A 12,319-nucleotide genomic window follows, 5' to 3' on the forward strand; every position below is an offset into this window, starting at 1 on the left:
TTACTCGATGATATCGCCGCGCAGCACAAAGCGGCAGTAGGCCACGGTCGACACAAAACCCACCATCGCCACCAGCATAGACGCTTCGTAGTAAATCGCGGTGCCTTTGTGCACGCCATAGAGGATCAACAGCGCGATCGTATTAATCACAATTGTGTCCAGCGCCAGAATGCGATCCGCCGCCGTTGGTCCCCTCGAGATGCGCCAAATACACAACAAAATGCCAATCCCAAAACAGGCAAAGCCAAAATAGAGAGCCATCGCAATCATGGGAAAATCTCCTTCAACCGGCGTTCGTAGCGGTTTTTGATCCCATCGCGCACCGCATCCGGATCATCACAATCCAAACAATGCACAAGCACACTGCTGCTGTCCGCCGACAGCATCGCCGAAACCGTGCCGGGCGTCATGGTGATGGTGCCTGCCAAAATAGTGATCGCCTCCGGAGAGGTGACTTCCAGGGGCACGCAGACCCATTTGGAATGAATGTCCTTGTTGCGTTTGAACAGGATAATCGCGGCCACATGGAAATTGGCAACAACAATGTCCCACAACACAATCAACACGTATTCAAGCGCTTTGAAATGGTTCTGAATGTGCGGACGGCCCGGCCAATAAGGCGCGGTCAGAATTGGCACAATCACCCCAAAGATGCCGCCCAGCAACACGTTGCCCACGGTCACCTTGTTCACCAGCATCAGCCAAATGATCAACAGCGTGAAACTAAACAGCGGATGTGGCAGAAGTTTCCGTCTCATTTCAGATCCTCCCCATGTTGACCAAGCACCGCATCGACATAGCCCGACACGTCAAACAATTGCACAGACGTTTGCTCAAGATACCCCATCACAGGGCCAGCAAACGAGGCCAAAAGCGCCAGCATGGCCAAAGACGCGGAAACACCAACAAGTGCATTTACACCAATGGGCGCTGGCGTCTCAGATGCATCGGCCTCCGTATCCATCATCGCAGTGGACTTCCAAAACACCACACTGCCAGCTCGCGCAAACCCCACAATGGTCACCAAAGAGGCAAGCAGGATCGCGGCCCAAGCTGTGGCCATCCACGGCATGTCACGCACGCCATCCAGTACCAACAGCTTCCCAAGAAACCCGCTCAGCGGCGGCATCCCCGTCACACCGATGGCCCCAACAAAGAAGAACGCCGCAAACAGACCATTCTGATAAATCGGAGGCTGCGCGGTCAGCGCATCGCTGCCGCGTCGCGTCACAACCAAATCAGCCAACAGGAACGACGCCGCAGCGGCAAAGGTCGAGTGCAACAGATAGTATAGGCCTGCCGCAATGGCCTCTGGCGTGAAAGCTGCCACGGCCAACAACAACGTGCCCATCGAGCCAACAACCGCAAAAGACAACATCGGCATCAGGCGTCGTGCGCCCAGGACGCCAATTGCCCCCACTGCCACGGTAATCACCGCCGCCGGCATCACCCAGCTGCCAATCAAACCATCCACCGCGGCCACATCCGGGCCAAACACCAACGTGTAGAAGCGGATGATGGCATAGGCGCCAACCTTGGTCATAATCGCAAACAACGCAGCCACCGGAGCGGGCGCATTGGCATAGGTGCCCGGCAACCAGAACTGCACCGGGAACAACGCCGCTTTGATGGCAAACACCATCAGCAACAACACCGCAGACACGCGCAAAACGCCCGCTTCTTCCAGCGGCAGCTCCCGCACTTTCACCGCCAGATCAGCAAGGTTCAGCGTGCCAGTGGAAGCATATAGCGCGCCAAGGGCAAACAGGAACAATGTGGAGCCCGCCAGGTTCATCACCACATACTGCAATCCCGCCTTAAGTCGGACCTTTCCGCCGCCGTGGATCATCAGACCATAAGAGGCAATCAGCAACACTTCAAAGAACACAAACAGGTTGAACGCGTCGCCGGTCAGGAAGGCACCACAAACACCCATCAGTTGGAACTGGAACAACGCATGAAAATGCCGTCCGCGATTGTCCCACTCAGTGGCAATTGCATGCCAAAGCACAACCATCGCCAATATTGACGTCAGCAGCACCATCATTGCTGAGAGGCGGTCCAACACCAGCACAATGCCAAACGGCGCAGGCCAGTCGCCAAGGTAGTAAACATGGGTTTGCCCATCGGCCACTATGGTCAGTAAACCAACCGAGATCACAGCCAGCAACACAGTGCCCGCCACCGACGCATAGCGCGCCAGCTTGATGTCGTGCCGCATCACATAGGCAATCACCGGTGCCAACAGCGCCGGCAACACAACAGGAGCAATAATCCAGTGGTTCATACGCCCTGCCCCTCTGTGCTGTCCGCATCGTCACCCGCGTCTGTCATGTTGATCTCGTCGCTGTCTGCCTCAAGGTAGGCTCCCAGCGCGACCATCACCAACACGGCCGTCATACCAAAGCTGATCACAATCGCGGTCAGTACCAAGGCTTGTGGCAACGGATCAGAATAGCTCACGTCGGCATATTTGTTTAGGATCGGTGGCGCGTTCACCGCCAACCGACCTGTTGCAAACAGGAATACGTTGACCGCGTAGGACAAGAGCGCAATCCCAAGGATCACAGGAAAGGCCCGCAGGCGCAGGATCAGATAAATCCCCCCTGCCGTCAGAACGCCAATGGCACTGGCAACAATCATCTCCATGTCATTGGCCCTCCTTCAGAGGTTGCTCGTCCACGCCATCTTCAGGCACCTCGGATGGGTCGTGATCCATTGGGGTCACGTTGATGGTTTCACCAGCAAACCGTGCAATCCGCGACAGGCTGTAAAGCATCAGCATCACCGCCCCCAAGACCGCCAGGAACACACCCAGATCAAAGGCCATCGCCGTGGCCCACTCAAACTCTTCGATTGGGGGGAAATGCAGATAGCCGTAGGCACTGGTCAGGAACGGCTTGCCCGCCAGCCAAGCACCCACACCAGTCAGACCTGCAATGATCACGCCCCAGCCAATCATCGAGTGATATTCGATCCGCTGCCGCAGCTGCGCCCAGGCAAATCCCGACGCCATATACTGCATCAACAAAGCGATAGAGATCACCAATCCGGCGACAAACCCACCACCAGGCTGATTGTGTCCCCGCAGGAAGATGTAGATGCCCACCATGATGGCAATTGGCAGCATCGCACGGGTTGCCACCACCATCATCAGAGGGTGACGATCCCGCGACCGATCCGGCGAAAATGCCCGATCCCGCAGCCGTTTGGCCGCCGGGCCACGCAACAACGCATCCATCAGCGCAAAGATCGTCAACCCGGCAATACCCAGCACAATAATCTCGCCGTAGGTGTCATAGCCCCGGAAGTCGACCAGGATCACGTTCACCACATTGGTGCCACCGCCGCCCTTGTAGGAATTGGCAAGGTGATAGGCCGAAATACTGTCCACGTCGCGTGTCAGGAACGCCATCGCCAAAGCTGCCACGGCGCCGCCACCGGCAACCGCCACCACCGCATCCCGAAAGCGCTTGCCAGTGCTGCTTTCTGCCGGGGTGTCTTTTGGCAGGAAGTAGAGCGCCAAGAGCAACAGCATGATGGTCACGGTCTCAACCGAAATCTGGGTCAGCGCCAGGTCCGGCGCGGAGAGATACACAAACCCGCCAGAGATCACGAGACCAATGATCGAGATAAAGATCAACGACCGGAATCGCTTGTGATGCTGGCTCACCACCAGCCAGGTTGCCGCCACCAACGAAAACCAACCTACCCATATCAACGGCGGAACCGGCAGTATCTCCCGCGTCGGCGCGGCCATGCCACTGGTAAAATACGCATGGGTGCCAACCGCAATAGAGGCCACAACCAGAAGCGCCAGATAGCGGCTCATCACCCCATTATGGGTGCCCTGAGCAATGGCTTTGGCCGTTGCAACACAGCGCTCCATGATGGCGTCAAAAATCTCTTTGGCCTCGGGCCTCGGCAAACGCATCCAAATCGCATCCAGCTTGCCATGCAGTACCAACAAGACCCCACCAACCGCAAAGGCAACCACGGACATCCACAGCGCCGGTGTCACACCGTGCCACAGCTTCAGGTGCGGATGAGTGTCCAGTCCGGTTACTGCATTGGCAGCAACGGTCACCAGTGGCTCTGCGAGGAACGGCATGGCACCAATCAACACCACCAGCACGGTCAACAGCGCAGGGGCAGCGTAGAGTCCAAACGGCGGATCATGTGGTGTGGATGGATAATCATCTCGCACCGGCCCGCCAAACACATGGAAAATGAAACGGAACGAATAAGCCACCGAGAAACATGCTCCCAATGTCGCCAGAACCGGCACAATCCAAGGGTTGTTGTACCACACCGTATGGGCCGCCTCCTCCAACATCATTTCTTTGGAGATAAACCCGTTGAGCGGAATAGTGCCTGCCATCGATAAGGCCGTAACAACGCCTATGATCGCCGTGACCGGCATCAACTTGGCCAAACCGCCCAAGCGTTTGACATCGCGCGTATGCGCCTCATGATCCACGATGCCAGCTGTCATAAACAACGCCGCTTTAAAGGTAAGGTGGTTGATGATGTGGAACATCGCCGCAATCACCGCCGCTTTGGTACCAAAGCCCAGCAGCATGGTCAGCAGACCCAGGTGACTCACAGTGGAAAACGCCAACAGCGCTTTCAGATCATCTTTGAACAGTGCAATCACTGCCCCAAGCACCATGGTGATCAACCCAGTGGTCGCCACAATGTAAAACCACGGCTCCGTGCCTGCCAGAACTGGCCACATCCGCGCCATCAGGAAGATACCGGCTTTCACCATGGTGGCCGAGTGCAGGTAGGCCGACACGGGGGTTGGCGCCGCCATCGCATGGGGAAGCCAGAAGTGGAACGGGAATTGCGCTGATTTGGTGAACGCCCCAATCAGGATCAAGATCAGCGCAGGCATGTACCATTCGCTGGCTTTGATCAGCTCACCTTGCGCCAGAATATCAGTCAGGTTGTAGCTGCCCACGATATTGCCAAGGATCAGCATACCGCCAATCATTGCCAACCCACCGGCGCCGGTCACAGTCAGCGCCATCCGTGCACCCTGTCGGCCTTCGGGCAGGTGTTTCCAATAGCCGATAAGCAGGAAAGACGACAGGCTTGTCAACTCCCAAAAAATCAACAAAAGCAGTATGTTGTCAGACAGAACAATGCCCAACATCGCCCCTTGGAACAGCAGCAAATAGGTATAGAACTGCCCCATCGGATCATCGTTGGACAGGTAGAACCGCGCGTAGAGAATGATCAGCAGCCCAACGCCAAGGATCATCCCAGCAAACAGCAGCCCCAGCCCATCCAGGAAAAAGCTTGCTGATAGGCCCAGCTGCGGCAACCATTCAATTGTGGTGCTCACCACCTCGCCGCGCATCACCGCAGGCACCTGCGTGCCCAACAGAAGCAACGCCAAAAGGGTCGGAACGGCGGTAAAAGTGGCGCAGGCATTGCGTCCCGCGCGGATCATCAATCCCGGCACCAAGGCGCCCAGAAATGGTAAAATGGCTACAAAAGCCAGAATACTGCCGTCGTTCATCAGCGCCCTCCCGTTCGTTGACCCTGATTGATAAGCATCCCACTGTCTTAAAACAACCAGCGCCTACCCAAAAGGCCGTAGAAAAAACCCGTGTTTCTCGAGGTTTGTGCGAAGATGCCGCAGGTCGGGTTAGAATTGCTCGGCCAGTTTCTGCAATTCAGGATCATCCGGATTAAACGCCAAGGCCTGCCGCATACGTTTCTGTGCCGCGCGTTGCCCCTCAACCTGCGCTGTCATACGGATCAAGCTGCTCCAGGCCTGCGGGTTCTGCGGGTTGAGCCGCACCGCCTCCGAAAGCGCCGCAATGGCGGAAGGCAAATTGCCCGACACCATCGAATAGCCCGCCACCTGCAAGTGTGCCTCGGCAAAATCCATCTGGTTCTGCACTACATTGCCAAATTCACGATAGGCCTGGCCCAAAGCCGCCCGCAGGTTATCCGGTATGCGATCTGGCCGTTGGCTCATAATGGCCCGAGCCGCAGCCAGCCGCACTGCCCGCACCTCATCGTTCAGCCCTTGCAAAAGATACGGCGCCGTCGCCACCACAGCCCGCGCGCGCAACGCATTTAACGCCCCAACCCGAATTTGCGGATCATCATTTTCCAAAAACGCAACCACGTCATCCAAATCCAACGTCGTCGCCCCCGGCCCCAACAGCCACAACGCCGTGGCTCTTACCAGGTTTGGCTGTTCCACATCCTGCGCCAATCCCAATAACTCGCCCGCCGCGGCGCGTGGGTTTGCGCGCCCTTTCACGAGAACTTCTCCGTAATGCGGCTCTTGCCAGCGCCCATCTGGGAACCAAGCTTTCACCTGCTCCGTCGCCCACGTGTTGCTCTTATCATCATGACAAGAAACACAGGCATTTGGGCTGTCGAGCGTATCGCTCAGATCAGGACGTGGCACGCGAAAACTGTGATCGCGGCGTGGATCGGTGCCCATGTACACCTTATCCACCATATGGCAGCTCACACATTGCGCTGCCTCTGTACCCTGTGGGTGGTTGGTGTGCGCAACGTCCTCGTAGTCCGCAAACCGCAGACTTTCGAAGTCAGGATTACCTGCCGGCGAGTGGCACTGTGTACACACCGCATTGCCGTCTGCCACGAGCTCTGCTGAATGCGGCTCATGGCAATTGGCACAGGTCACACCTTTTTGCGACATCTTGGATTGCAGGAACGAGCCATAGACATAGACCTCATCCAAAATCTGCCCGTCCGCATGGTATAACCCGGGCCGTAGCATCGCGAGGTTATAGTTGTTGGAAAACGCCTCTCCGGGCAGCGGATTGCCATTGCCAAAGCCTTCCCGCCGCGAATGACACCCCGCGCATTGTTCCATCGCTGTCGCAGGCTCCGACATAGTAGCCGTGAAACCCCAATCATCCAGAGGCACCGTAAAACTCTCTGGTATTGCGCCCTCAACAATTGTCAAATGCGCCGCCCCCGGCCCGTGACAAGCCTCACAACCCACGCCAATCTCTACCTGCTCACTCGCATACCGGCGTGTCTTAAAGCCATAGTTTTTCTCAAAACCCGTGGCATGACACTCCGCGCAGCGGCTGTTCCAATTCTTGTAAACACCGGTCCAATGGAACGCATCTTCTGGCGGCAAATCCTGCTTGGGGTAAAGATGGTACCAGCGCTTTTGCTCCACATCCCAAACGACGTCAAAACTCTGCAACCGCCCTTTGCCGGTCGACAAGATGGGATGCTCCAACGGATGCACCCCGCCCACGGAATGCATCTCATAGCGCACATCAACGCCATCCTTTTCGCGCACGTTCACAACGTACGCCTCACCTTCTTTGGTAAAGGTCGCGCGCATCCCATCATGCTCAAAACTCTCGCCTTCAAACGCGCCCTCAAAGCTGTCTGGACCCGGCATCCGCCAGGCATCGCCATGATGGGACGTCTTCCAACTATCATAAGCCTCTACATGACAATCCCGACAGGTCTCAGACCCCACATAAGCGGGCACACCTGCACCCTGCGGCGTCTGCGCAACTCCGGCGGATCCCAGCATCAAGCACGCCAAGGCCATGCCGAAAAAAGTCTTAAATGTCATACAGCTGTCTTTCAGTTCTGATGCGTGGAGACCGGATTAAGCGGTGGCAAATCCGGTTCCTTCGTGTCGCGACGATAACGTGTTTGGCGGCGTTTTCCATGACAGAGTGTTTTGAGATGATCCCAAGCTTGGATTTCATCTTTTGCCTGCGTCTGTCCAAACCGCGCCGCCCCAATTTCAAGAAACGCCTCGGCAATCGCAGCTTCGGTTTCCGGTGACGCAGTTGGCACCTTGTGAGACCACACCAAATAAGCTTGCTTGGTTGCACTCACATCGCGTGTTTTTAATGCCTTTTGAAACTGGCGGTACGCGTGGGTGGCACTATTTTCTTGGCGCCCCCGTGCATCCCTCCAATATCGGCGTACAACCGGCGCAGCCCATCGAAGAGCGCCCCACCCTACCAACACAAGAACAACACAGCCACCGGCCCAGCGCAGCAACATGGCCAAATCCAATGGCTCCGACCGTGGTGCCAAAACCGGCGCGTCACCCTGCACTTCAACCGCGTCCGCCACGGCGTCTTCCACCTTGCCGGTTTTGAGATTGAACCACTGCAACCGCACCTCAGGCAGCGCACCTTCGACGCTACCCTCCACCACATAGGTTGTTTTCTCCATGCGCGAGCCCCTCACCACACCGCGGTTCTCACTCTCTTCCACCACAGGGCTTTCCGGATACGCCCGCAGCCCCGCAAGCCCGTCCTCCGACGTCACTGGCGGCAAGAACATTGGCGACACGCCCTCGATCTTTATCTCGATAGCCCGCGAAAAACTTGCGCCCGCGTCCAGCCCCGTGGTGTCCCCCTCAACGGTCTGCGTCAGTGTCAGCTTCTCAGCTGCCACAAACGGATCCAGCCCTTCAGCACCCTCCGGCACAACACCCGACACCGTCTGCGCGGGCACCGGCAACACCGCCTCCAGCACATCACTGCCCTCAAGCGCGCGATACCGCACTTTCACGTCCCCTGCCGGTATCTCAAACGTGCCCGGCACCACCGGAGTGATCTGGTAGCGCCGCGAAATCCCGGACCAAGTCTCGCCGCCAATGCTCTTGCTGGTCGGTGAGCTCGCCTTGGACGGCAACCGCACCATCAAATTGGGTGTCTCAAAATCCGGCCAAACCGGGGGGACCGGCATGAAGGTTGGCACCAGCACTGTCAGCCTGAGTGTCAAAGGTTGCCCTGGCACAGTCTCCGTTTCTTCAAACGTCACCTCAAGTTTCGGTTGCATGTCCTGCGCCCAAATAACCGAAGAGCTCGCCACCCAAATCACGAAAACAACAAGCCATCTCATGGCTGATCCCCGCGCGCTGCTTCCAGCCGGAACCGCTGTTTCAGGAAATCCTCCGTGCGTGTGTCCACCGTGCGCATCCACTGCTCGGTCGACAAATGCGCCGGCACGTCATCTTGTGGCACCTCAATCTGGGTGTCCTCACCGCGGCCGCTTACATTATCAAACACCACATCATCCGCGCCAACCCCACTGTCTTCTCCAGTGTCAGACTGCTCCCGTGTGGTCTCCACATAGTCCACTATCGCCTTGGAAAGCGGCAGGTTCTGCTTTGACGCCGCATGCTCCGGATCAATCTCCAGCGCCCGTTCAAATGCCCGCACCCCATCGCGATAGCCGCGTGACTTCAAATGCGCCATGCCCTGCAAAAACGCAGCATCGGCCGTGTCCAACCGCGCCATTTCCTGCGCTGCAGCCTCATATTGCCCACCGCGATAAAGCGCCACGCCGCGCAAGTACGGGTCTGCAAACGCCTCCACAGCGTCCGCGTAGTCCTTACGCTCAAACGCCCGCCAACCCTGCTGGTCCGACGTCAAAAACCAATCACGCCACCCCTCTGCCTGCGCCTGTCCGGGCTGAAACAGCCACAGCATCAGCGCCACCTGTCCCGCCCAGCGCACTGCCATGCCGTGCCGAAACCACAACAGCAAAAGCACCAAAGCGGGCCACGCCAACCACGCCCCGCGATCTTCCCACGGCTGCGCCTCATCGTCCAACTGCGCCCGACGATACGCCGATGCCAACGACCGCTCCACCTCTGCCACATCGCGATCATCCGGCGTCACCCGTGTCGCCGACGCCCCATCCGGCACCTGTGGCAAGGCCGAACCCTCCGACAACATGAACAGAAAACTCATCGAGGCCACAGTCTCGGCGATCGCAGCACCGTCCTCATCTGAACCAGCCTGCCCCCAAACCTCCGCCAACTCCGATGATGCGCTGGCCGAAAGTTCATCCACCATAAACACCACGCCCCCTGGCGTCCCTTCCCGCACCAACAGCGCCTGCGCCGTTGTGAATCCAGTTTGAATGTCTTGCCCTTCAATTGGCATCACCGCAGTGGTCAGCCCTTCCAAATAGGGCTGCATCACACCCGGGTCTTCACTCATAGGCACCACCACATGGGCGCTACCGGCAAAGGCCACCAACGCCGTCCGCGCCCCACTGCGCAATGTGAGCAAATCCATGGTCTTCTGCCGCGCCCGCACCAACCGTTCCGGCGCCACATCGGTTTGTTCCATCGACGGCGTGACCTGCATCACCACCACCAAAGGCGCCGTCTGCGCCGCAAATGGCGTTGGTGCGCGGGTCCAGCTTGGCCCAGCCACGGCAGTCACCAGCAACAAAAGCACCAGTGAGATCACGTCAATCGGCTGCACCCACTTCGCGCTGTTGCCCCGCACTGTGAGTGCCTGAGCCAGATGTGGCGCCATCCAGCCGTCGTTGCCACCCGTCGCGTCGCGCCGCTGCCGCAACTGCCACCAAGTCCACAAAACCGGCACCGCACAGACAAGCAGCCAAGGCCTTAAGAAGTGAAACGCCTCAAGGAACAGCGATAGGTCCACAGTCATGCCTGCGCCCTCCGGCGATCCCGCGTCCAAAGTGACAGCAACAACAGCAGTCCAATCCCAAGCGCCGCGATCAATGGCCAATACGCCAGGTTCTGTTGCGGCCGCCAGCTCAACGTCTCGACCTCGCGAGGGTTCAGCCTGTCGATCTCCTCATAGATATTATCCAGCGTGTCCGCATCCGCAGCGAAATACCCGTCGCCACCGGTACGCTTGGCCAAATCCGTTAGCAATTCCATGTCCAGCCGATCTTCGCCGCTGGCCTCAGGATCACCCACGCCAATCGCAAACATGCGCACGCTTTTGTCGCGCGCAATCTCGGCGGCATTCACCGGGCTCATCCGGCTCGCGGTATCATTGCCATCTGACAACAGGATCAACAGCCGCTCTTCAATTTCACTGGCTTCAAACGTCTTAATCGCCAGCCCAATCGAGTCACCCAACGCCGTGTGCGGCCCCGCCATACCCACCTCAGTCTGCGCCAATAGCGCCCGCACGGTGTCCAAATCTTCGGTCAACGGCGCTTGCACATAGGACCGCGTGCCAAACACAATCAACGCCACGCGATCACCTGTTCTATCCGCCAGAAATGCCTCCACCACACCCTGTACAGCCGCCAGACGTTGCACCGGTTTGCCAGCCTCACCGGGAAAATCCACCGTGTCCATGCTGCCGGAGATGTCTATCGCCAGGATCACGTCCCGCGTGGCTTTGGTGATCTCCTGCGGCGGGCCCAGCCGCACCGGCCCCGCCAATGCCAGCACCAACAGCGCCCACATGATCCCGCCGCCAATCAACGCTCGCCGCTTATGTGCGACAATCGCCGCGCCTTCCTGCACGGTCAGACCGGCGGCCTCGGCAATCTGGTCAAAAAACGGCACCCGCAGCGCGTCTTGTCGTTGCCGAAACGGCGGAACCATCCGCCGCCAGATCAGTGGCAAAGGCAGCAGCAGCAGCACCAGTGGATGGCTCAACTCAAACATCCACCGCCTCCGGATCCTTATGGGATTTGACCCACTCCCGCGCCGCCGTTGCCAATTGCGGATCGGATTGCCCGGGCGCCTTTTGATAAGCGGCGCTGAACAACGCGGTATCGTCAAACTGAGCCGCGCCGGTTTCTGCCAGAAACGCCACCCAGGCCTGCCCGCTCAATCCAGCCACACGCCGCCGCCCATAAGCCACCATTGCAGCGCGCTTAAGAATGCCGGAAATCACCACCGGGTCGTCTCCCGACGCGCTCAAAGCTTTCAATGCCGCCCGCCGATACGCATTGGCCTGATAGTGTTGCCAAAGCCGCCATCCCCGCCACGCCAGGACAGCCATAACGGCCGCCAACAAAACCAACCATCCCGCGGTCTGCGGCACCATCGATACCGGCATCGGGTCCGGCACCTCAGCCAATTGGTTTAGAAGCCCAACAAGGCTGTCATTGTCCACGGTTGCGCCGGTGCCTTCACTCATCGCATATGCCCGCCCAACACGCGCACCATCTGGCCCAAAGTTTCCTCAGCCGTGGTCAACGGTAGCACCGACAACCGCATCCGCTTTTGCCATTCCGTCACTTGTTCCAATCGTGACGCAGTCACCCGTGCCACTCCGTCTCGCACTTTGCTGTCAGCAAAATCCATCAACGCCTGTTTGGCCCCATCAGAGCCGGTCACCTGTCCTGTTGTGGGCACGGTCTCCGCACTTGGATCCCCGACCAAACCCAAAACCACATCATTGTGCATCGCAATCGCGCCCAACCGCCGCTCGGTTTCATCATCGCAGGCGTCAAAATCACTGATCAGGATCACCAAATGATCACGTGTCGCCAACCGCGCCACCGCCGCCAGCACATCATTAAACGGCATCGGAGAAACCTTCGC

The 12,319-nt window shown here is 58.2% G+C and carries 10 protein-coding genes and 1 pseudogene; all 11 read right to left on the bottom strand.

Features of this window, described 5'->3' with window-relative positions; all coding sequences use genetic code 11:
• Positions 1–270: a K+/H+ antiporter subunit F gene (locus QZ517_RS11140; RefSeq protein WP_294226685.1), complete on the bottom strand. Its 270-nt coding sequence runs from the start codon at positions 268–270 to the stop codon at positions 1–3.
• Complete coding sequence (locus tag QZ517_RS11145) at positions 267–758, bottom strand: Na+/H+ antiporter subunit E (RefSeq protein ID WP_294226688.1); 492 nt, start codon at positions 756–758, stop codon at positions 267–269. The genes QZ517_RS11140 and QZ517_RS11145 overlap by 4 nt, the downstream gene beginning before the upstream one ends.
• Complete coding sequence (locus QZ517_RS11150) at positions 755–2,287, bottom strand: monovalent cation/H+ antiporter subunit D (RefSeq protein WP_294226691.1); 1,533 nt, start codon at positions 2,285–2,287, stop codon at positions 755–757. The genes QZ517_RS11145 and QZ517_RS11150 overlap by 4 nt, the downstream gene beginning before the upstream one ends.
• Positions 2,284–2,649, bottom strand: a complete 366-nt coding sequence (locus QZ517_RS11155) for a Na+/H+ antiporter subunit C (protein WP_294226694.1) — start codon at positions 2,647–2,649, stop codon at positions 2,284–2,286. Before QZ517_RS11155 ends, QZ517_RS11150 begins: the two co-directional genes overlap by 4 nt.
• 1 nt (position 2,650) lies before the next feature.
• The gene (locus QZ517_RS11160) at positions 2,651–5,527 is read right to left on the bottom strand and encodes a monovalent cation/H+ antiporter subunit A (protein ID WP_294226697.1); all 2,877 of its coding nucleotides are present in this window, start codon (positions 5,525–5,527) and stop codon (positions 2,651–2,653) included.
• A 129-nt stretch (positions 5,528–5,656) separates the two neighbouring features.
• Complete coding sequence (locus QZ517_RS11165) at positions 5,657–7,594, bottom strand: multiheme c-type cytochrome (protein ID WP_294226700.1); 1,938 nt, start codon at positions 7,592–7,594, stop codon at positions 5,657–5,659.
• 11 nt (positions 7,595–7,605) lie between these two features.
• Positions 7,606–8,823 (bottom strand): hypothetical protein, encoded by a 1,218-nt coding sequence (locus tag QZ517_RS11170; protein WP_294226703.1) that lies wholly within the window; start codon positions 8,821–8,823, stop codon positions 7,606–7,608.
• Between the two features lie 59 nt (positions 8,824–8,882).
• Positions 8,883–10,454, bottom strand: coding sequence for a VWA domain-containing protein (locus QZ517_RS11175; protein ID WP_294226706.1), 1,572 nt, complete (start codon positions 10,452–10,454; stop codon positions 8,883–8,885).
• Entirely contained in the window at positions 10,451–11,434 is a 984-nt protein-coding gene (locus QZ517_RS11180) for a VWA domain-containing protein (RefSeq protein ID WP_294226708.1), read from the bottom strand. Before QZ517_RS11180 ends, QZ517_RS11175 begins: the two co-directional genes overlap by 4 nt.
• On the bottom strand, positions 11,427–11,912 hold the full coding sequence (locus QZ517_RS11185; RefSeq protein WP_294226711.1) for a DUF4381 domain-containing protein: 486 nt from the start codon (positions 11,910–11,912) through the stop codon (positions 11,427–11,429). The genes QZ517_RS11180 and QZ517_RS11185 overlap by 8 nt, the downstream gene beginning before the upstream one ends.
• Positions 11,909–12,319, bottom strand: a pseudogene (locus QZ517_RS11190) (DUF58 domain-containing protein); the annotation flags it as partial. The pseudogene QZ517_RS11190 and the gene QZ517_RS11185, both read right to left, overlap by 4 nt.

It is taken from the genome of uncultured Shimia sp. (assembly GCF_913054185.1).
In the GTDB taxonomy this organism is placed as follows: Bacteria; Pseudomonadota; Alphaproteobacteria; order Rhodobacterales; family Rhodobacteraceae; genus Shimia.

What these genes read in the sequence shown, in the direction of transcription:
- QZ517_RS11160 (WP_294226697.1), bottom strand. Translation starts at nt 5,527, where the DNA reads ATGAACGACGGCAGTATTCTGGCTTTTGTAGCCATTTTACCATTTCTG.
- QZ517_RS11170 (WP_294226703.1), bottom strand. Translation starts at nt 8,823, where the DNA reads ATGCAACCGAAACTTGAGGTGACGTTTGAAGAAACGGAGACTGTGCCA.
- QZ517_RS11165 (WP_294226700.1), bottom strand. Translation starts at nt 7,594, where the DNA reads ATGACATTTAAGACTTTTTTCGGCATGGCCTTGGCGTGCTTGATGCTG.
- QZ517_RS11145 (WP_294226688.1), bottom strand. Translation starts at nt 758, where the DNA reads ATGAGACGGAAACTTCTGCCACATCCGCTGTTTAGTTTCACGCTGTTG.
- QZ517_RS11150 (WP_294226691.1), bottom strand. Translation starts at nt 2,287, where the DNA reads ATGAACCACTGGATTATTGCTCCTGTTGTGTTGCCGGCGCTGTTGGCA.
- QZ517_RS11175 (WP_294226706.1), bottom strand. Translation starts at nt 10,454, where the DNA reads ATGACTGTGGACCTATCGCTGTTCCTTGAGGCGTTTCACTTCTTAAGG.
- QZ517_RS11140 (WP_294226685.1), bottom strand. Translation starts at nt 270, where the DNA reads ATGATTGCGATGGCTCTCTATTTTGGCTTTGCCTGTTTTGGGATTGGC.
- QZ517_RS11180 (WP_294226708.1), bottom strand. Translation starts at nt 11,434, where the DNA reads ATGTTTGAGTTGAGCCATCCACTGGTGCTGCTGCTGCTGCCTTTGCCA.
- QZ517_RS11155 (WP_294226694.1), bottom strand. Translation starts at nt 2,649, where the DNA reads ATGGAGATGATTGTTGCCAGTGCCATTGGCGTTCTGACGGCAGGGGGG.
- QZ517_RS11185 (WP_294226711.1), bottom strand. Translation starts at nt 11,912, where the DNA reads ATGAGTGAAGGCACCGGCGCAACCGTGGACAATGACAGCCTTGTTGGG.